The organism is Pseudoalteromonas sp. CO342X (assembly GCF_004208915.1).
In the GTDB taxonomy this organism is placed as follows: domain Bacteria; phylum Pseudomonadota; class Gammaproteobacteria; order Enterobacterales; family Alteromonadaceae; genus Pseudoalteromonas; species Pseudoalteromonas maricaloris.
The window spans coordinates 1-22,209 of the sequence record NZ_SGPH01000043.1; the positions used below are offsets into that span (position 1 = coordinate 1).

The 22,209-nt window shown below is 39.1% G+C and carries 13 protein-coding genes and 1 pseudogene; 12 read left to right on the forward strand and 2 right to left on the reverse strand.

Translation table 11 applies throughout. From position 1 onward, the window contains the following. From EXT47_RS23055 to EXT47_RS23110, 12 genes are all read left to right on the forward strand, one after another. On the forward strand, positions 1 to 1,571 hold a 1,571-nt coding region (locus EXT47_RS23055), incomplete at its 5' end, for a condensation domain-containing protein (protein WP_240701662.1). Then, entirely contained in the window at positions 1,571 to 7,150 is a 5,580-nt protein-coding gene (locus tag EXT47_RS23060) for a condensation domain-containing protein (RefSeq protein WP_039491322.1), read from the forward strand. The genes EXT47_RS23055 and EXT47_RS23060, both read left to right, overlap by 1 nt. A gap of 12 nt (positions 7,151 to 7,162) precedes the next feature. Then, on the forward strand, positions 7,163 to 8,134 hold the full coding sequence (locus tag EXT47_RS23065; protein ID WP_039491320.1) for a TauD/TfdA family dioxygenase: 972 nt from the start codon (positions 7,163 to 7,165) through the stop codon (positions 8,132 to 8,134). Between the two features lie 19 nt (positions 8,135 to 8,153). Then, positions 8,154 to 9,419 (forward strand): phenylacetate--CoA ligase family protein, encoded by a 1,266-nt coding sequence (locus EXT47_RS23070; RefSeq protein WP_039491318.1) that lies wholly within the window; start codon positions 8,154 to 8,156, stop codon positions 9,417 to 9,419. 25 nt (positions 9,420 to 9,444) lie between these two features. Next, positions 9,445 to 10,659, forward strand: a complete 1,215-nt coding sequence (locus EXT47_RS23075; protein WP_039491336.1) for an aminotransferase class V-fold PLP-dependent enzyme — start codon at positions 9,445 to 9,447, stop codon at positions 10,657 to 10,659. Positions 10,660 to 10,671: 12 nt separating this feature from the next. After that, positions 10,672 to 11,700 (forward strand): TauD/TfdA family dioxygenase, encoded by a 1,029-nt coding sequence (locus EXT47_RS23080; RefSeq protein ID WP_130127693.1) that lies wholly within the window; start codon positions 10,672 to 10,674, stop codon positions 11,698 to 11,700. Positions 11,701 to 11,712: 12 nt separating this feature from the next. After that, on the forward strand, positions 11,713 to 12,996 hold the full coding sequence (locus tag EXT47_RS23085; RefSeq protein WP_130127694.1) for an efflux RND transporter periplasmic adaptor subunit: 1,284 nt from the start codon (positions 11,713 to 11,715) through the stop codon (positions 12,994 to 12,996). Positions 12,997 to 13,013: 17 nt separating this feature from the next. Next, positions 13,014 to 13,733, forward strand: a complete 720-nt coding sequence (locus tag EXT47_RS23090) for an ABC transporter ATP-binding protein (RefSeq protein ID WP_039491314.1) — start codon at positions 13,014 to 13,016, stop codon at positions 13,731 to 13,733. Further along, a complete protein-coding gene (locus EXT47_RS23095) occupies positions 13,726 to 15,078 on the forward strand; it encodes an ABC transporter permease (protein ID WP_039491311.1) in 1,353 nt (450 codons plus the stop codon). The genes EXT47_RS23090 and EXT47_RS23095 overlap by 8 nt, the downstream gene beginning before the upstream one ends. A gap of 9 nt (positions 15,079 to 15,087) precedes the next feature. Then, positions 15,088 to 16,290, forward strand: a complete 1,203-nt coding sequence (locus tag EXT47_RS23100) for an ABC transporter permease (protein ID WP_130127695.1) — start codon at positions 15,088 to 15,090, stop codon at positions 16,288 to 16,290. A 46-nt stretch (positions 16,291 to 16,336) separates the two neighbouring features. Then, complete coding sequence (locus EXT47_RS23105) at positions 16,337 to 17,335, forward strand: MsnO8 family LLM class oxidoreductase (protein WP_039491307.1); 999 nt, start codon at positions 16,337 to 16,339, stop codon at positions 17,333 to 17,335. 27 nt (positions 17,336 to 17,362) lie between these two features. Further along, on the forward strand, positions 17,363 to 18,958 hold the full coding sequence (locus EXT47_RS23110; RefSeq protein WP_039491305.1) for an MBL fold metallo-hydrolase: 1,596 nt from the start codon (positions 17,363 to 17,365) through the stop codon (positions 18,956 to 18,958). 68 nt (positions 18,959 to 19,026) lie between these two features. Here EXT47_RS23110 and EXT47_RS23115 read toward each other — a convergent pair. Beyond that, positions 19,027 to 19,245 (reverse strand): annotated as a pseudogene (locus EXT47_RS23115) (transposase domain-containing protein); the annotation flags it as partial. Between the two features lie 548 nt (positions 19,246 to 19,793). After that, positions 19,794 to 22,085 carry an InlB B-repeat-containing protein gene (locus EXT47_RS23125; protein WP_130127696.1) on the reverse strand — a complete coding sequence of 764 codons (2,292 nt, stop codon included), beginning with the start codon at positions 22,083 to 22,085 and terminating at the stop codon, positions 19,794 to 19,796. Positions 22,086 to 22,209: the final 124 nt, after the last annotated feature.

Consider the following 22,209-nt stretch of genomic DNA (forward strand, 5'->3'; position numbering starts at 1 on the left):
TATGTATACAGTTGGTATCACGTCTGCGTCAGGCCGGTTATGTTTGTCAGGTAAAAGACATCTTTAATGCCCCAACCGTTGCGCAGTTGTCATTAATACTGCAACACACTGAGAGTATCGCATTATTAGAGCAAGCACCCGTTGAAGGGCGCACTCCATTATTACCTGTACAGAGGATGTTTTTTGATGAAAACCGTAAAAACCCTCATCATTTTAATCAGTCATTATTATTGAATGTTAAAAATGGCATGTCTGAAAGTGATCTACATCAGATAGTTGAAGCGATACTAACAAGGCATGATGTTTTTAGAATGCGTTTTAAAGACCTTGAGTCTGGGACAAACTTCTATCAAGAGCTAGATTCTGCAATGGTTTGTAATTCGGTAGAAATGATAGAGCTGTCCTCGTATGAATACATCGTATCGACATGTGAGCAGATGCAACGGTCTTTGGATTTACAGCAAGGACCATTATTTAAGGTGGTTTGTATCAAATTACCTGATGGTAAGCAGAAGTTACTAATCCTAGCGCATCATTTGGTGATAGACGGTGTGTCTTGGAGGATTTTACTTAGAGACCTCCAAGTGGCAGTCGAACAAATAAAGAATGGCAGTGCACCGAAACTAGCGGCGAAGACAAGCTCCTATAAAGACTGGTCTCAATTTATAAAGCATTTTACAAAAGAAAAAGGGTTCTCAAGTGACCAGGAATATTGGCTCGATAAATTATCTGAATACGCTTGCGTTTCAAAAAGTAATCGGATATATATTGAAAATAGTTATACAAAACAAGTTCGTCAAAGCACATTTACCTTAAAGCCGTTGATTACCTCTCGACTTTTGGGATCTGCCAATGATGCCTTTCGTACTCGTCCAGAAGAATTGATGCTAGCCTCATTATTTAGAGCTTGTAATCAAGGTTTAGGCTTGGATGCAGTTCAGATCAATTTGGAAGGTCATGGGCGTGAAATGTTATCGAAAGATTTGGATGTATCAGAAACAATAGGCTGGTTTACGACTTTCTACCCTTTGATATTGATTAATTCCGAATTGGATAATGTTGAAAGCTGGGTCAAGTATACAAAAGAAACGATTCGCAACGTTCCTAACAAGGGATTAAGTTTTGGGGCGTTATCTTATTTTTCACCAGAAGAAGATGTCAGAGCAAAATTACAAGGCCAAGTTGATAGATCTATTGTATTTAACTATTTGGGGCAGTTCGATAACGTGTTATCGGATCTGGATAGTTCATTCTCTATAGCACCAGAGTCAAGAGGCCAAGAGACATTAGAGCATGACACGAGTAGAAGCGTTATTTTTAATGCTCGTATTGTAAATAAACAGTTCGAGGTAACTGCAATCGTATTTTCATCTGATGAGGATGCGAACAAAGTGGAATTACTTTTGACTTATTTTCAGCAAGCGTTATTAGAAGTTGTTGATTTTTGCGAAGAAGTAAATCAACGCAACGATCTTAAGAATAAAATTAAAAACCTAGATTTATTAGAGTTAGAAAGTAGCGACTCAGCTTCCTTAATAAAATTAGAAGAGATTATAGGATTAGAAATATAATGTTAAACAATTTGTTGCAAACTTTACATGAACGGAATATCAAACTTCAAGTTCTAGAAGGTAAACTTAAAGTATTTGATGTCGATGGTAACTTAGATAACACAATACTTTCTGAACTAAGGACTTATAAGGAAGACTTACTCGCTATTTTCAGCCAAAGTAAGGGGTTTACACCAAGTGATTTTCCATTCGCAAATTTAACTCAAGAACAACTAGACGCAATAGAGAAGAATTACACCGAAGTAGAAAATATTTATCCAGCAGTACCCATGCAGCAGGGGATGTTGTTCCATGGGTTTGAAGATGGAACTGGTGAGTCTTATACCAGCCAAACTGTATATAAGTTGTTTGGTAATTTGGACGACATACAATTTCAAAAAGCTTGGCAAATGGTAGCGCAGCGGCATGATACTTTTCGAACTTGTTTTGTAGGATTTGAAACTCATACTATTAATCAAGTTGTTCTGGAAAAAGCCAATATTCCTTTTAACACACTAGAGTGGAAAGATTTAGATAGAGATGAATTTCAGAGAAAATTGAATGAGTTTAAAAAAGCAGACAAAAATAAAGGTTTCGATTTTGCCGTAGCTCCTCTCATGCGATTGACAAAAGTCATGGGGAGAGACGATGAATTTTATTTGGTTTGGACAAGACACCACTCCTTGTTAGATGGTTGGTGCCAAAGTATTGTCTTTAAAGAAGTGATGCAATGTTATGATCATTTAACTATTGGTTCACCTCTTCAACTTACCGATACACCGCCTTATCAGAGCTATATTGAATGGTTTGTTGAGCAAGACCAAACGAAAGCGAAAACATATTGGCAAGATTACCTACAAGGTTTTAGTTACCCCACACCACTCGTTGTAGATAAGCAGATTGAATTGGCTGAAAATGAAGATTCTGTTGGTCGTTATTATTTTAATGTAGATAGAGACACTACGAAAAAGCTTGCCTCGTTGGCGAATCAATATGGCGTAACAATCAATACTGTGTTTCAAGCTGCTTGGTCGTTATTGTTAGCGAGTTACAGCGGTGAAAAAGATATCGTTTTTGGCGCGACGGTTTCAGGTAGGCCAGCAGAAGTTAAAGGTGTCGAGTCAATCGTTGGCTTATTCATTAACTCATTGCCTGTTAGAGTGAACTTTAACAATCTGACATCTGTGTTAGATGTACTCGAAAACTTAAGTGCTTCGTACTCAAACTCAAACGCTTATAGTTATTGTCCACTCAATGAAATCCAGAAAAATAGCGAAGTGAGTAATGGAGCATCTCTATTTGATTCGTTAGTCATATTTTCAAATTTTGCAGAGTTAGATCAAAAGGGGGTTGATGTACAAGCTGCAAACTCGCTTACATTAGATTCTGTACAAACAGATGAATATACAAATTACGGCCTTACGTTTATGGTAACGATGTCAGACACCTTGTCAGTTCGTATTACCTACCCACGGAATCGATTTTCTGAAGATGTACTTGCGCCTTTGGGAGACCATATATGTAATTTGCTTATCTCAATGAGTAATGGGTTTGAACAAAAGCTAAGTGAATTACAGTTGTTGAGCTCTCAAGAGTTAGGATTGATTGCTGAAGATCTTCAAAGTGTGCATTCTATTTCGAAATCAAAAACTAGGTTTAATGAGTTATTCGAGCGACAAGTTGAGAAATCACCTCACGCACTCGCAATAAGGTTTTTAGATCGAACATTAAGTTATGAAGAGTTAAATGGTAAAGCTAATCAGTTTGCGCACCTATTAAGAGAAAAAGGGGTTAAGCCAGGTGATAATGTTGCTTTGTGCTTAGAGCGATGTGAAGATATTCCTATAAGTATTTTGGCAATTATGAAAATTGGTGCAGCGTATGTGCCTGTTGATCGCTTCTATCCAAGCCAACGATTTCAGAATATTTTTGTTGAGGCCAATGTTAAGCATTTAATTGTCCATAACAATTTATGTATGTTACCTGGTTTAGAGGGACCTGAAGCCATTGCTATTGACCACCCTGACACTTTGGATCGTTTAGTGTCGTTACCAAATACAAACATTAACGCAACTGCTGAGTTCGGTGAAACAGCATACGTGATTTTTACATCTGGCTCACGTGGCAAACCAAAAGGCGTAGAGGTTACTCACAGTAATATTTGCCATTTCCGTGACGTATTTGCTAGTCAAATGGCAGATTTAGACCTGCCTTCTCACAGTTCTTGGTTATGGCATGTTAGTTATACATTTGATGCGTCTTTAAAAGGTATGGCCGCACTTTCTTTGGGTGGGGCTGTCACTATCGCTGCCGAGAGTCAGTATCAAGATACGGCTTCTTTACTTCGTCTTATGCGCGAAGGAGACATTCAAGTATTCAACGGTATTCCTCAGTTAGTTGAGCTAATGATTGAAGAGTTTGAAGAACAGGATCGTTATCACCTTATTTTAAGTGGCGATACCATTTCTAAAAAAATCCACTCAAATACGCTTGAATATATTAGTAGAGTAGATAAGAAAGCAATTAATGCATATGGGCCGACTGAATTATCTGTCAATATCTCATATGGGCTAATTGAAGAAAATGTGGCAAATAATGTGATTGGTAAGGTTGTTGAAGGAAACTACCCGATCGTTATTTCTCCGTTTGGGGCGATTTTACCAAAAGGTATTCCTGGTCAACTTTGTGTCTCTGGCGCGAGTGTCAGCATAGGTTACATAAACAACCCAGAGTACAACGAATTGGCGTATGCAGAATATAATCTGCTTCATGAACCTAGTCGCTTCTACCGTACGGGTGATAGAGTCGTTCTAAATCACGATGACACGATGCAATTTATAGGTCGTACCGATGATCAAGTTAAAATTCGTGGTTTTAGAATTGAACTAGACGAGGTCAGGGAGGCACTTACACAAGTTCCCTCAATCAGAGAGTCATACTTATCTGTATTTAGTGACTCTGCTGGCATCAACCATCATGTAGCGTATTGTCAATTAAACGCGGATGAGCAGGGGGAAGAGAGTGAACAGACAGAGGAAATTCGTAGAAGTCTTTCGAAGTTAATACCTGAATACATGCTACCGAGCTATATCATATTGCTTAGTGAATTGCCCAAAACACCAGGTGGTAAGGTAAACAAGGCGAGTTTGCCAAACCCTCTCGACGCGAAGAAGTCTGATCTGGAAACTGATCCTCAGTCGGAAGTAGAAAAGACATTGCTGAAAATATGGTGTGAAGTTCTTGGCCATGAAAGCATTGGCCTCACCGATAACTTTTTCAGTATTGGTGGTGACTCGATTATGTCAATGCAAATCATGGCAATGGCTAAGCGTAGTGGCATAGTCTTTAGTGTTAGACAGTTATTAATAGGGCAGTCAATTAGAGGGTTGGCTAAGATGATTGAAACAGATCATCAAGAAACATCTAAACAGTCAGAAAGTGAAGGGTTTCAAAAGCTATTGCCTATTCAGCATCGTTTTTTCGATATCGATTCTGATCACGTGAACCACTACAATCAAAGCTCTTTGTTGAAAGTATCAGGAAACTTTAACTTCTCCCACTTAGAAAAAGCTGTCCAAGCAATTGTTGAGCGGCACGATGTATTACGACTAAAGTTCTTTAAAGATGACAACAAATGGTATAGCAAATACAACCCATCGAATAACTTTAAGTTAAAGCAACAATGTATAGAAGAAGATATTAGCCATATTTCTGATACCGAGCTTGCTGAATTCATGTGGTCTAGAGGGTCTGAAGTACAAAAAAGTCTAGATATTGAAGCTGGTATATTGTTTAAGGTCTATTACTTCAATAGGGGTCAAGAGAACTCAGGTCGTGTGCTATTTTGCTTCCATCACTTAGTCACTGATGCAGTTTCTAGATGGGTGATGATGTTAGACATAAGTCAAGCCTTAAAAAGTTTGGAAAAAGGTGAAGAAATAGTTCTTAAAAGTAAAGCCGCATCGTATCAACAGTGGGCTGAATATCTTACTACAGCAATGGATGAAGGAAAATTCGCAGAGGATAGAGAATATTGGCTTAATAATTATATCCCTGTTGAAGACAAATTGCCTGATGAATCTGCATTTATCACAGAGCCTGATCCAAACAACTTTGAATTTGTTGAACTGCAACTTTCAAAGGAGCTTTTTCCGGCAATCGCTTCTATGGACAAGTCAGCAATAGAAGACATGTTGTTGAGTTCTTTAATGCATGGACTGGCGAAATGGAGTGGACAAGATACCCAGCATATTGATTTAGAAAGCCACGGCCGTATTAATTTGGATGGTGCTCCTGATGTATCTGAAACAGCTGGGTGGTTTACCTCTGTATACCCTTTAAGTGTAAAGGTAGCGCAGCAAAGTCCCGAGCAAGTATTTAACATTGTAAGAGCTCAGCGCTCAAACATACCAAACAGTGGAATAGGTTTTGGTTTATTTAAGTATTTCGCTAATGACTTCCAAATGCGTGACCAATTAAAGGGCCGCAGTTCAAATGTTGTATTTAACTTCTTGAGTGAAAGTTTGAGTTCTTCTTCTAGTGAACAAGAAATAGAAGTAGCACCTGAGGCGGTGGGTCCTCAGTATGATCTTAATCGTGTCACTCCTTATCAGTTTAATATCTTGTCCTTTATTGCAGATGGTGTATTACATATTCAATTTAACTATAGCAACGTTGAATACAGTTTAGAGAAAGCTCAGACTCTATCTGAAAATGTTAGTCAAGCGTTGCAATCATTATTAAGAAACGATCAACTGAACACAAACCATGGCTTGAATGCTCAAATTGCGGCTGGGCAAGATAATATCTTAATTGAACTTAATCAATCTAATGCAGACACAAACTTATTCTGCATTCATCCGATTGGTGGCTATGCAAACCATTATGAGTCAATGGCTGCTAGCTTGGCGGACACATGCAAAGTCTTTGGCTTACAAGCACCTGATATATTCGTTGATTATCATACAGAGAAGATAGAAAGCTTAGTGGAGCAATATATCCAGCTAATTAAGCGTGTACAGCCTAAAGGTCCTTATCATTTGTTAGGGTGGTCAGCCGGAGCAAGACTAGCTTATGAGATGGCAACTCAGTTGGATAAGTTAGGGGATGAAATCGGTTTGGTTGGGCTGCTAGATCAACCTCCTACAGAAAGCCAGACTTCAGAAGATAAGAATGAATTTGCAAAAGTACAGAGCTTCTTTGGCAATACATTGGAAATTGATTGGAATGAAGTTACGCAACTTTCTACTGAGCAAGCGATTAAACAGTTAGCTCTTGCTGCTAAAACACAGGGATTAGCGCATAAAGGGTTAAGTATTGAACAAGTGGAGAATTACATACGCTTCTTAGTTACTTTCCCACATGCTATGGATAAGCTAAAGATGAAACAATCAAGTTTGAACCTTCATCTATATAAGGTATTAGATCAAGAAGAAGCAGACAGGTATGAGTTAAACCAATATTACAATTGGGATCAAATTACTTCAGGTGACATTTCAGTAATGAGAGTCGCTGGCAACCATAGTAATATGATTGAAAGACCTTACGTTGACTCGCTAATCGAGCCGTTGAAGTCAGATTTAACCAAAGTGAAAGGGTAAGCTGACTAAGTTATGACTCTAAATAGTGAAATAACATTACATGAGTTAGCGGGAAACAAAATGTTGTTTCACGCTAACTTAGATGGCCGAAAACTTAAAGATTGGGTTGATGACAATCAACGCCTGATTCAAGCTGTAATTAATGAAAGTGGTGTAATCTTAATACGAGGTTTAAAACGGATGACTTCGTCACAGTTCTCCGGAATTTTGGAGCAGCTTTTTGCTGGGCCATTACTCGATTACACCTACCGCTCAACACCTCGAACGCATTTACGTGGTAATGTTTACACGGCATCTGAGTATCACTCAGAGCTTACAATCGTTCAACACAACGAAAGCTCTTACTCTAATTGTTGGGCAAGTCGTTTAGGGTTTTACTGTCAGCAACCTTCCAAATCAGGAGGCGAAACGCCAATCGCAGACAGTTTAAAAGTCTACGAATTGATACCGCAAGAAATTCGGGAAGAGTTTGAACGTAAGGGGTTGCGTTATGTCAGAAATTACGGCTTGGTCGATCTACCATGGCAAGAAGTATTTCAAACAGAAGATAAGGCTGTCGTAGAAGCTTCTTGCATAGAAAATAATTTAGATTTTGACTGGACTGAAGGTGGCTTACGAACGACTCAATTAAATCCCGCTGTTGTTATTCACCCTAAGTTAAACAAGAAGGTTTGGTTCAACCAAGCGCATTTGTTCCACGTGAGTGCATTGCCCAAAAAGGTTAGAGAGAACTTAATCAGCGTGTACGGGGAGTGCAATTTACCTCGCAATTGTACATTTGGGGATGGTAGTTATATTCCAGATGACATGATAGCTGAAATTTTAGCTGTGTATGAGCGTCAAATGATTGTATTCAAGTGGGAACAAAATGATGTGTTGCTATTAGACAACATGCGCTTTAGTCATGGTCGTTTGCCGTTCACTGGTGCGAGGAAAGTTTTAGTTGGAATGACAGGTAAGACAGGGTGGACGGAGTGTACTTAATCTAATGGAGTTAACATAAATGACGACAAGCACATCAGAAGCTTTGCTCGATGAAGTCTATTATGCGTACAACAAAGTACCATTTTTTAAAAAGCATATAGATAAAAGCGGAGTAAGCATTAATCAAATAATGGATAGTAAAGATATTTCACTTTTGCCTTTGACGGAGAAGCGAGATTTCAGGAAACACTTTCCCGTTGGTGTATTTGCCCAAGGGTATAGTATGGGCTCTCCATTATTAACTCGTTCGCAAAGTTCCGGAACAACAGGTGATAGGTTAGTTACTTTTGAGCTAGGTATGCTGTTAATAGGGCGAGCCGTTGCTTGTACTGAAGTGAATGCAGAAGTTGAACACGCTTTTGTAAAAACACAGAGAAAAATAGTACGCTACGCTGCACCAAATTGCTCCGACGTCGAGTGTGCGAATCCCAATAGTAGTAAAGAAGATAGAACGTTATCAGATGGTACACTGGTTTTGCCTGTCTATCATGATCTTTTGACAACATCTGAGCATCTTATAGAAACGGCAATTAAAGAGATTATTGAATATCAACCTGACCTATATTATGTGGATCCAACACATTTTGCTTTCTTAATTGGAGAATTTCAAAAGCGCGGCATAATCCCCCCAAAAGCGCCTATTATTTGTTCTTACTCGTCGGTAACCGCGTTAAATCGTCGACGTATATTATCTGGGTTTGACCAAGCCGTTACCTTTTCCGAACTCTTGTCTTGCTCCGAGATGGGATGGGTTGCAATGGAATGTTGCCATGGTGCACTTCATCTCAATGATAGTTCGTTCCATATAGAAATTTTAAATGATAATGGCGAACAAGTTGAACACGGAGAAATTGGAGAGCTAGTAATTAGTAGTATAGATCAAGGAGCTGTTCCGCATATTAGATATAAAACGGGAGACTATCTTCGCCTTGATGAAACGCCATGTCGATGTGGTCACTCACATCGAAAAGTGTCAGTAATTGGTCGTGCTTCCAATTGTATTGCGTTGGGCGATGGAACACAGGTTTGGGCCAGTACGCTAGATAGCTTAATTGGTGCACCCAAAGGTCTAAAAATGTATCAGTTGCACCAGCATACCAATGATTATTTTTCATTGAAGCTAATAGCTGAAAAAGACTTTGAGCAAACGCAGCTATCAGCTAGCTTGGCTAAATTAAAATCTTTGCTTGGATTAAATAGTCATTTGGATATTAGTTATGTTGACTATATAGCGACGGAGCGATCTGGAAAATTTCAAATAATAAAAACAGATTTAAATGGGTAGCCTTGTGATTAATAAAGAAACCAACATGAATAACATAACAAATGAATTTCCTGGATTGAATGCGGAGATAGATGGTGAACCTGTCTTGTATTTAGATAGTGCAGCAACCTCATTAAAACCCAAAGTAATGATTGACGCCATAAGTCGATATTACAGTGGAGTTGCCTGTAACGTACATAGAGGCAAGCATTTCGCGATGGAAGAAGTATCTAATCAATACGAGCAAGTTCGTTATAACGTCGCTAATCTGATTCAATGTCATGGAAACGAGGTCGTCTTTGTTAGCAATACAACAGAAGCAATTAATATGGTTGCTTCTGGTCTAGAGCTGCAAAAAGATGATTTAGTGTTAGTAAGTGAGAACGCACACCATTCAAATTTACTTCCTTGGTCAAGTAAAGCTAAGACGGAAATTATAGTGAGCTTACCCAATGGCGCTATTGACATTGAACAGTATGAAAGGCTTTTACAGCAAAAACCAAAAGTTGTAGCTTTGACTCATTGCTCGAATGTGACTGGTATATATATTGACTTAGAGCGCATGGCTGCTTTGGCTAAATCAGTAGGCGCCATTGTCCTGGTTGATGCTGCTCAGTCTATACCTCATCGAAAAGTGTCAGTGAAAAGTGGCAACATTGATTTTATGTGCTTCTCAGCGCACAAGATGTTGGGTCCAAACGGTGTCGGTGTGCTGTATGGTAAAGCAGACATGCTTGAATCATTAGTTCCTCAAACTTTAGGTGGGGGGATGGTTGATTGGGTTGAGTATGATTCTTTTAGATTACGTAAAATACCGCACAGGTTTGAAGCAGGGACACCAAATATAGCCGGAGTGATTGGTTTCGGTGCGTCAATTGACTATTTAAATAGAGTTGGAATTGACGTAATAAGTGAGCATGACAGACGTTTAGGCCACTTTATATTAAAAGAGGCTAAAAAAAGGGACTATATAAAGGTCATTTGCGATGATGAGAGCCTTGATAGAGGTGCGGTGCTAAGTTTTGCTATCAGAGGATTGGATGACTTAGATGACGTATCTAGATACTTAAGTGACTCGTATGGAATCATTGTGAGAAATGGTCACTTATGTGCTCAACCATATACTCAAAGCCAAACTGATGGGCAGGTACTTCGTGTATCAGGGTATATCTACAACAGTGAGGAAGACATTAAAACTTTCTTTTCTGCATTAGATGAAATCTGCACGAGCATGCTGAATATAAGTTCGGTTTCAGCGTAGAGGGGGAAGCAAATGGATTACTTAGCATTGTTAAACCAGGGGAGCGTAACGACTTCCTTTTTTGATCAGAACAAACCACTTCCTTTAGTCATAACTGATACCTCTAATAGTATTTCGTTAATAGAATGGGCATCAAATAATAGTGAAGTGATTAAGCAATGTGTATTCAAGTATGGTGCAGTATTATGTCGAGGCTTCGTAGTAAAAAGCCATAAGGATTTTGAACGCTATATTAGGCTAACTTCAGCAGGCGCGTTACCATATCATGAACGCTCATCTCCAAGAGAACAGGTGGAGGGTAATATTTATACGTCGACAAGCCAACGAGCAGATCAATCTATATTTTTGCACAATGAGCAGTCTTACAATCTTAACTTTTCTCGTAATATTTACTTTTATTGCGAAGTGCCTGCAGCAGTTGGTGGCGAAACACCGTTAGCTGATACCCGAAAAATACTTGAGAGAATTCCAGAGCCGTTAAAATTAAAACTCGTAGAGAAAGGATACCAGTATCAAAGGAATTTTTCTGAGCTTTTTGGCTTAACATGGCAAGAAGCATATCAAACCAGAGATCGTAATGAGGTTGAAAGTTACTGTACACAAAACGACATTCAGTTTGAATGGGCGGACGGAGATATAGAGCTGCGTACGAGGCAAAAACGAGCAGTTATTGCTATCCATCCTTTTACAAAAGAAAGGTGCTGGTTTAATCACTGCACATTTTTCAATTTCAAAACTTTGTCAGAGCAAGTGCAATCTTCTTTGAGTGCTATTTTCGACATGAAAAATGTGCCAAACCAGACTTGCTTTGGAGACGGAACTCCTTTCTCTCACTCTGAAATTATTCAATTGCAACAAGCTTATTTAGCGGAAAAAGTGAGTTTTAAGTGGGAGTCTTCTGATGTGTTAATGGTAGACAACATGCTTTCAAGTCATGGTCGAGAACCATTTCAAGGAAACCGAAGAGTGCTAACAGGGTTGAGTGAACCAACATTGTGGAGCGATGTGCAAGATAAAGAAATGATGGTATTAGAAATCTAGGCTTGGTGAATAATGAATATTGAATCTGGGATCAGAGACACTTCAGCACAAGATGAAGTTATCGTAACAAAAAAGAGCCGTGGGCCAATAGTGAAATGGGCAATTGTCATAATCATTTGTTTAGTTGTTGCTTTTAGCGTTTGGGGCAGAGTGTATTCCATTCTGTCTGGGGAGAAAGGAGTTTCGGTTGATCAATTGAGCTTTATCGAAGTGGGCAAAGGTGACTTCATACGGCAAGTCACAGTACAAGGTGCCGTTGTAGCGGCCAATAGTCCAACCATATATTCAGGTTCTTCTGGTATCGTTCGCTACTCGGTAAAGGCTGGAGATGCTGTTAGTAAAGGGCAAGTGCTAGCGACAATAGAATCTCCTGAGTTAAACAATCTAGTTAACCAAGAACGTACAAGACTATCTGAACTAGAGCTTGCAGTTGAGCGCCAAGAGCTTGAACTTAAATCAGCGCTGTCAGATGCGCAAAAAGAGATTGATTTAGCGAAGGTTAACTTGGTTTTGGCTGAAAAACAAAAAGAACGTGCAGAAAAATCCTTTGAAGCTCAGATTATTAGCAAAGAAGCATTAGAGGTAACTGTAGCAGAGCGCGAGGTAGCTTTACTTAACCATAAACACTCAATTATAGAGTATGGAAATGTTAAGGACGAAGAGAAATTTGAACTGGATACACGCAATTTTGAGCTTCAACGGCAAAAATTAATTTTAGAAGATGCTGAGCGCCAGTTAACGGAGTTAGTTTCCCACTCCCCAATTAACGGTGTGGTGGGGGTGACAAGCTTTAAAGATTTTGATCAAGTTGAAGATCATCAACCTTTATTAACAGTAATCGAATTGGATAATTATGAAGTTGAAGTTTACATACCTGAAATCTATGCGGATGAAATGACACATATGATGGAGTCGAAGGTATTTGTGAATGGAGAATATAAAAATGCTCAGCTTGTAGGAATTTCACCAGAGGTAGTCGATGGCCAAGTTAAAGGGAGACTCCGTTTTGCTGATAATTCTATTGGACTCAGACAAAATCAACGTGTTAGTGCACAAATTTTTATTGAGTCAAAGAGGGATGTCTTAAAACTTAAATCTGGGGCTTATTTGGATTCATCCGGAGGAAAGTACGTTTATGTTGTTAAGGATCAACACGCTGTCAAACGTGAAGTCAATTTTGGAATGAGAAACGCTGGAGAGGTTGAAGTTATTAGCGGTCTTAAAGAAGGTGAAGTGGTAATTGCTTCAAATGTCGAACTGTTTGCTCAAGCAAAACAAATATATTTATATAAATAAAACTTAAAGAGATAAATATGGAACACTTAATAGAAATAAAAAAAATTCGCAAAGTATTTAAGACTGGGACCGTAGCGACTAATGCACTCAGAGACGTTGATTTAACAATAAATAAAGGTGAGTTCGTGTCGATCAAGGGACCATCTGGTTCAGGTAAATCAACGCTATTAAATATAATAGGTTTGTTAGAAGATTATGAATCTGGTAGTTATAAACTTGATGGTGTTGAAGCTAGTAGTCTGAATGATGATCAGGCTTCAGAACTTAGAAACGAAAAAATCGGTTTCATTTTTCAAAACTTTAATTTGATCGCTGAATTGTCACTTTATGACAATATAGAAGTACCTCTTATATATCGTGGCATGACAAGTCAGGAACGTAAACAACGTGTTGAAGAGTCTTTGCGTTTAGTTGGACTTTGGGGCCGTAAAGAGCATCGGCCAGATCAATTGTCGGGTGGTCAACGTCAACGTGTCGCTATCGCTAGAGCTTTAGCTGGCAAGCCTTCACTCATTTTGGCGGATGAACCAACAGGTAATCTAGATAGCGAAATGGCTGCATCAGTTATGGACTTACTGTATCAAATCAATGAAATGGGCAATACCATTGTTATGGTAACGCATGATGATGAATTAGCATCAAAAACTCAGCGACAAATTCAAGTGACGGATGGCGTTGTTAAACAATGCGATACTGAGACAGAACTTCTAAAAGAGCAGGAAGCGTCATATGCTTAAATATAATATGAAAATGGCGTGGCTTTCGATTCGCCGTCGCCCTGTATTAAATCTTTTAATGGTAATGGCTATTGGTATTGGTATTGGTATATTTACTGCAGCAATCACAATGGTCTATCAAGGAAGCCAAACAGACTTACCACATAAATCTGATCGACTATTTTTAGTTCAACTAGATAGCAGGAATCTGGCAAGCGAACCTGTAGATAATTTTAACAAGATGATTGATATGACTTACATTGATACGGTTAATGTCAGTCAAATTGATTACCCAAAATCTCAAATAACATTTGGCTGGCTTACCGACCAGCTCGTAAATGTCGAGAATAAAAATGTAATGCCATATAGAGGCTTTTCATTTGTAACTAATAGAGCTTTTTTTTCAATAATGGATATTCCATTTTTATATGGCTCTGCTTGGAGCCAAGAGCAAGAAATAAGTGGTGCGCCAGTTGTAGTTATAACAAAGGCGAGAAACGATTTATTGTTTAACGGTGAAAATAGTGTTGGTAAGCAAATTCGTTTAGATGATAAAGCCGTAACTATCGTTGGTGTAATTGATGAGTGGCATGTGAGATATCGATTTTATGATCGTACTTTCATGAAAGGCCTCTCTGATGATGCGTACCTACCGTACCGATATGCTTTAGATGCAAATTTATCACGTAATGCACGCTTTGAATGTTGGGATAACACTAGCATGCGTTATCAATCGAGTGGCACTGAGGAGCTTTTGGCTTCAGAGTGTGGCTGGATTACAGTTTGGTCGTTATTAGACAGCAAAGACGATTTAGCTGAATTTAGAAATGTCCTAGATGATTATGTAGATGGACAGCGTGCTTCAGGTCGTTTTCCGCGAGAAGGTGGTCATCTGTTGACAAGCCTCGATGAGGTGATGGCCTATGTACATAACAAGAATGTTGATTACCAGTTCTATTTCATTATTGGCAGCATGTTTATGGCCGCGTGCATATTTAGCGCTGTAGGTATTATGTTGGCTAATTTTATGAGCAAAACTAGAGAAGTTTGCATTAGACGTGCATTAGGTGCGAAGCGAAAAGTACTGATTGGCCAATATATTAGCGAAGTTGCGGTAGTAGGGTTTATTGGTGGTGTATTAGGTATATTTATAAGTTTTGGATCCCTTCACCTTATGAAGCTCAAAATGTTTCACAGTGTAGGTTTTTATGCTGACATCGCGGATTTAGATTTGTTGTTTAAGCTAGATGCTGTCATGGTTGGAACTGGAATTTTCATTGCAATCATTAGTTCAATTCTAGTGAGTATTACCCCGATTTTAAGAGTCTGTCAGGTAAAGGTTAGTCGTAACCTTACGATGGAATAGGATAACAAGATGAACTTAAAACACATTCTCAAAATGATAAAATTCCATAAGTTCTTTGCACTAGTGATTATTTTGCAAGTTACTTTATCCATGAGTGTTGTTAGCAACTCTTTCTTTTTGGGGTTAAAAGTATACAAAGAGTGGTCTCTAGCAGAGGGAATAGTCCCAGAAGAATTAATCACTATTAGTGCGAAAACTTATCAACCAGGTGCCAACTTTCAAAGCTTATTAACAGAGGATCTTGATGAGCTGAGTAAAATTAAAGGTGTAAAAGGCGTTACTCCAATCAACTTAACCCCTATCGCAGCCGGATGGCCAAATACTATTTATGATAGTGAAGGCGAAAATAAGACTAGTTTGCAAACGCATATCTTTAATGTCGACAGCAATGGTCTTAATGTCTTAGGCCTAAAATTAATAGAAGGGCGAAACTTCAATAGTATTGACGTCAAGTATAGCGATGGTTCAGAGCAACCTAATGTGGTTATGTTGAGTGAAGCTATGGCTGAAGAGTTGTTTTCTGACAGCGATGCAATAGGCAAAACTATATGGCTAGCTGAGGATTCAAGTCCAGTTGAGGTTATTGGGATTTACAGTAATTTTATTAGTAGTCAATTCTTGGCGGCTAAAGGGATGCCTTATCGCAGCATTTTACAGCCTAAAGTTGTTTGGCATAGAGAAAATGCGCAAAGTTACATAATACGGGTAGAACCTGGAACCGCTGGCTCTGTAAAGAATGCAATAAGTGACCATTACGCCCAAATAGTAGGGAGAACTGGTGGTAGGCCTGATTCACTTGCTGACGTAAAGTGGCAAGTTTTCTTTGAAAGAGTGGGTACATTTCTCATGTATATGACGATAAGTGCCTTATTATTAATCATTACATTTTGCGGCCTTATAGGATTGATTAATTTTATAGTCTCTACTCGCAAGGGACAAATCGCAACAAGAAGGGCATTAGGCGCGAAAGTGAGCCGTATTATATGGGAATTTATAACTGAAAATATGGTGATTACTGTCGTAGGTATTCTATTTGGTTTGCTCTTTACGGTAGTTATTTCTTCAATGTTTAGAGAATTTAATGGTTTAGTAGCAGCTGATTTGGTTTATGCGTTGGTTGTAGCTGTCGTTATATGTTTACTTAACGCGATAGCCGTGACTATTTCTGTTAGAAAAACAGTTAAACGTCAGCCATCTGAATTGTTGATATAAAAAATTTACAGCCCTAAATAGGGCTGTTTTTTCGTGGGTATATAATATGACTAAACTTACAATTCTTGATCAAACCCCTGTTTTTGGCACACAAAGCGGTGTTGATGCAGTAAGAAGGAGCATAGCATGCGCCCGCTATGCAGAGGAAATTGGCTATGATGCATATTGGGTAACAGAACAACACTCTATGAAAGCTTTTGGTTGTGCATCTCCAGAGATATTAGCTGCGAATATATTGGCGCAAACTAATAAAATTAGAGTTGGGGTTGCTGGTATCCTGATTGGGCATTACTCACCTTTAAAAGTAGCCGAAAATATTGCGTTGTTAAATGCGATAGGTAATGGTCGATTTGATTTTGGTATCGGACGTACCCCAGGCGCAATGCCTGATGTCACTAAAGAGTTAGGTGGTGAAACTTTCACCCCCGAAGAGCTTGATAGAAAAAGTGATGAAATTATTTCATATTTGAGTGACATGAACTCTTTAAGTGCAGTTCCAGTACCAGACTCTTTTGACAGTTACTGCATATTATGTGGAAGTATGGGAGGTGCAGTTAAATACGCAGCTCAAAATGGATTACCATTGGCCTACGCTATGTTTGTTAACCCTACTCACTGTCAGGAAGCGATAGAGTATTATCGTTCGAATTTTGTCCCATCTAAGCTTTTCGATAAACCTAGAGTTTCTTTGGCTGTCAACGCTATCGTTGCTGAGAGTGACGATATAGCGCAGGAGTTGGCTTTACCGGCCATTAATTTTTTTATTCGAAGCAGAACTGACGGTTATGAAGGAAGTTTTCCTACACTGGAAGAAGCCAAACTATATGACTTCAGCGAATCTCAGAATCATATGCTAACGCATATTTTGAATTCTTCGCTAATAGGTAGCCCTGATACCGTGGAACCAAAACTAAAAGCCTTATTGACGCAAACCCAATGTGATGAGTTAGTTGTATTAACACTGGTTGAAAAAGAAATAGAACAACTATTTTCATACCAAGCAATCCATAAAATCATGCAAAAGCATAATAAAGAAAAGCAATAAATTCATTGGAGCATAGAGTATAAACACATGACTAAACAATATTATTTAAAGGAAAATGTTTTTATCAATCCTCTGGTAAATAGTTGGTATGCTTGGCCTTATTTGCTACCCCCTGTTACATTTGCAATGTACGCGAGTAAAACACATAAAAGGCTAATGAACTCGTTTGTCAATAATAGCGAAATACATATTATGGCTAGCCAAAATAGCGAGTTAGTTGGTGGAGAGTTCGTTGATTGTAGCCTTGAGCAAGTTGAGGAAGTCAAACAATTATTGGCTAATCTGGATGAACAATTACCGTTTCTGCAAGAGATAGCGAATGCTGTTGATAAACTGAACAGTATGCTTATGCAGCACAATACTGGGCTATGTATTGAAGCGTTGTATGAACAAATTCCGGAACCTTTAAAAGGCTATGTTGAGCTAAATATGGATTTGTATCATCAGCCCTCCTTTAGACTAATTGAGGGGTTGCTTTATAAGGGGCCATATTATCGTAAAGACTTGCAATCAATTTCGTTTGGGTTGCTAAATGAAGATTATAAACGCCCATTCATATTTAATACTCCTATATTGCCACAAAGTAATAATCTATTAGTGCAAGCTTCATTTGATTCCGATATTTGGGATGATGTGTTTTCAGCACGTACAACGCCTTTAACTGAAGAGAAAATTAGAACTTTATTCGAAGATAGATTACTAAAAGGTGGTTTGTCTGTTGAAGAATTATTTACGGAAGAGGCCCCTAGTAAACGTCACCAAAAAGTGGCAAGTGGGGTTAAATTTACATATACGGGACATGCTGGCCTTCTTATTGAGTCGCCTGATGTGAGTGTGCTAGTCGATCCGATTATTCCGTCGAGAATACAGAGCAACCATAACGATGTGGTCAGCTTTAGCGAACTCCCAGATTATATAGATTATGTTTTGATCACTCATAATCATTCTGATCATGTACAGTTTGAAACGCTTTTACAGCTACGTCATAAGATCGGTAAAGTTATAGTCCCAACTAATAACGGAGGCTCTTTAGCTGATCCGTCACTAAAACTAATTCTACAAAATTTAAATTTTAATGTTGTAGCCGTTGAAGATATGGAAGAAATAGAGCTTGTAGGCGGGCGTATTATTGCACTACCATTTTTGGGTGAACATGGGGATTTAAATATTCGAAGTAAATCGGCTTGGTTCGTAGAAATAGCTGGGAAGTCTATTTTTGTTGGAGCTGATTCGGTTAATTTAGAATCTGCGCTTTACAGGCAAATTAAAGAATATGTTGGCAATATAGATGTGCTAGCTATAGGGATGGAGTGTGTAGGTGCACCTTACACTTGGTGCTATGGTGCGTTAACAACTTCTACGGTTAGCAAAGAAATCAAAGAGTCAAGGCGTTTAAATGGCTCTGATTTTGACAAAGTTAGAGTGATGTTAGACATATTTAAACCGAATCAAATGTTTATTTATGCGTTAGGCATCGAACCTTGGTTTCGATATTTTATGGGTCTTGAATACACAGAAAACTCAGAGCAATTGATTCAAACAAATATGATGCTTAATTACTGTAGAGACAGAGGGGTCTCTATAGAATTATTAGAAGGTAAATACTCTGAGTTTATAGAATAGAGGGGCTTTATTTTTAAGCTCTGGTGGTGTTTAGAAGGTAAGCGTGCAGCGAACCACTCCTGGAGATTAACATTCCAGGGCAGTAAACTGTCGATATCGCACTGTGGTTGAGCCAAGGCGTTTAAGCAATGCATCACATAGTCGAATGGCGTTAGGCCGTTTGCTCTGGCTGTTTCGATTACACTATAGAGGATTGCGCTACTCTCTGCTCGGTTGTTGTCTATTTTTAGGTGTCCGTCATCGAGGTAGCGGATGAGTTTCGGCCATTGTCTTAGGGTGTAGTGGACACCGAACAATGATAATAGTTCATACTTTGCGTTGATTTATGGGCTATACATTTCTGTATTACATATCTTGTGGTTCTGTTTGATCGCATTTCTTGTCACTTCTGAAAAAGTATTATCTGTTTTTCAAAGAGTTGGAAACAGAGTTAATCAAACCTGCGGTGTCGGACTTGTAGCGTTTGGGGCAACTCTAGCGCTCACGAACTCAACAAGCTCGTAAAGCAAAGCTTCCATGCCACTACAAACAAAGAAACGAAAAAAAGTTGGTGAGCTTTCAAACACCACTCCATAGCTATCAGTCATAAGGAAATGTACTGTGATTTCTATACTACGATCTGCTATTGAGTAATTACGTTAAATTAAAATGGGCCAGAAATGGTTGGATGAACGGCCGCTTTGTAGAATGAAGGTAACATTGATAGTGTGATTACGTCAAAATCGCTTGGTACTTATACTGTCAGTATCTCTTGGTAATCACACTGCTATAGCTAAATAGAATAGACTCAATCGGCTACTTGGTTGAGTCTACTCTTCCCTTAAGGTATTTCTAGTTAGCGCGAGCGTAATGTTCTGCGTCTAATTGCAACCATGACGCTACTTAGTAGAATAAACAAGTAGCCGAACGCACCACCTGAACTGCCTTTATCTTCCTTATCGGTCGTCGTTGGAGTTGAGCTCGCTTTGTACTGTGCTTTTACAACCAGCTCACTGGTGACTTGGTCAAAAGCTAGATCCCAACCGGTAAATGTATAACCATCTCGTTTTGGCTCAGTGGGCGGCGTTGCTGCTTGTCCATGAGCAACTTCTGCTGCTTTGATGACGGTGTCATTCCAATCCACAAACTTCACTTGATACTTGTTAATCTCAAATTGTGCCGTAATGGTAAGATCTTGATTGACATCATTAAAGTCGGTATTCCAGCCTGTAAATGTATAACCTTCCCGGGGCGGAACTTGAGGAGCCGTTGCAGCACTACTTTCTTCAATAGTTTGAGTAGAAAGCACGCTTCCATCCCAGTTCTTAAACACGACACTAAATTGTTGTGGTTCATAGCCTGTTACCTGAAATGCGACTTTGTTGTCTGTGTAGTCTAATTCAGGGGCTTCTGATGAAAAGCGAACACTGGGTGTAAACACGCCAGCTTCGCTAGGCGTTACAGTAAATGAAACTTGGACTGACTTAATATCAGACGCGCCAGAAAAACTACATAAGTGACTGTTACTCAGGTCGATGCAGTTAACTGTATATCCTTGATCTATAGAATGGAAATCCAATTTGACTGCGGCGTCAGCATCGAGGTAGAGATCAAATCGACGCGGTAAACTGGACAATGTGTTTTCAGTTATTTCCAGCGTAACACGATTGCTGGCTCCAGTTTTTACCTGTTTTGCTCCCGTTATATCTTTCACTGAGATTTTACTGATCTGTTCTTCGTCAACAAAGATATAAGGCGTGGCGCCTAACGTTGTTAATTCTCGCGCTTTTGCACCTTGGCTATAAATGCCAGCAGAATCTATTTGAATGTTGGCATCTAACTGCCAAACACCTTGACCTTTTTGCAAGTCATCTGTGCTGAAATTTAGGCTTGTAGTGCCAACAAACGTATTCTGATCACTGCCTTGTTGCCACTGTTCTATAGTAAATAGTTTATCTTTTGCCTCGGAGCCTTCCGGTGCCCTGAGAGAGTAGTAGCCTTTGGCCATACCAGAAATATCTGATGCAGTGACAGTTAAGGTAACATTTTGCTCACCATTCGTTGCGGTCAATTGATGTGACGAAAAAGCGACATTGTCGATGCTTGGTGGCACAATATCTAGTTCAGTTTTATTTTTAACATTGATAGCGGAAGGCAAGCCTAGTTTATTAAAGTGGCCTCGATTGTAAGCCCCAATATTTCCATTGCTATCAGTGAGCATCGCAGAAGCAACAAACCACTCACCTGGTAACGCTTTATCTGTAAAAGTAAATGAATAATTTGAACGATACACCCCTTCGACGTCAGTTTCTTGCCAATCAGATGACTCAGCCTGTTTTATCGCAAGTGACTTATACTGGCTAGGTGGTGAAACTCTAATTACACCTTTAGACATCGTTGAGTGGTCATAAGCTTCTATGGCTATATTTACCGTTTTATCACCTGTATTTACATCAACTTCAGTGTCAGAAATCGTAATAGATTTTATTTCAGGGTTAACGCCCTCTGAGACTTTATCATTCGCGACGATGATATGTGGGTTAAAGCCTGCAGCTTCAATTTCACTCTCGCGCAGCCAAAAGCGAACAGCGTTGTTTACATCAAGTATATGGCCTAGGGTTAAAAACCATTTACCATTTAGGTCGGCATCAGTGAAAGTGAAACTGACCTTACTTTCGTAAACTCCCGGCTCGTCCGTTTTTTGCCAATTAACAGCGGCTGCAGATTTATTGCCACCCCAACTGAAGCCTGTTGGTGGTGATAAATAAACGCGTGCGGCTTTTACACCGCTTTCATCATAAAACCTTAGTGTAATATCAACGGTTTTGTCACCGTCGTTGACATTAACTGAGTTGGAGCTCAACTGGATTGATCTTAACTCTGGTGGATTTCGTTCGGTTTCAGTTGTCGTTTTTTGTTCTTGGAAGCAGTGGGTATTGAGTACATCCAACATAGACTCGGCTGGCAATAAATTGTCACTTGCGCCATTAGCTGCATTTGCCATCAATAATTCAATTTTTGTGTCACAGTTTATTTTTGGGTTAGTGATGGTATCTAAACTAAGCGGTTGGCTTGCTTGTACATTCATTGCTGCTAGCCCAGAGACTAGCGTTGCCAGTGTGGTTTTCTTAAAGAGATTAAAACTCATTGTTAGTCCTTTAAAGTTATTGCGTATAGCACTATTTAGCGAAATACTCGGTTAGTACCGTTTAGCACTACAAAATTGAGTAAACAGCCTAAATTACCATATGGCTCTAAATCTTTAGAGGATT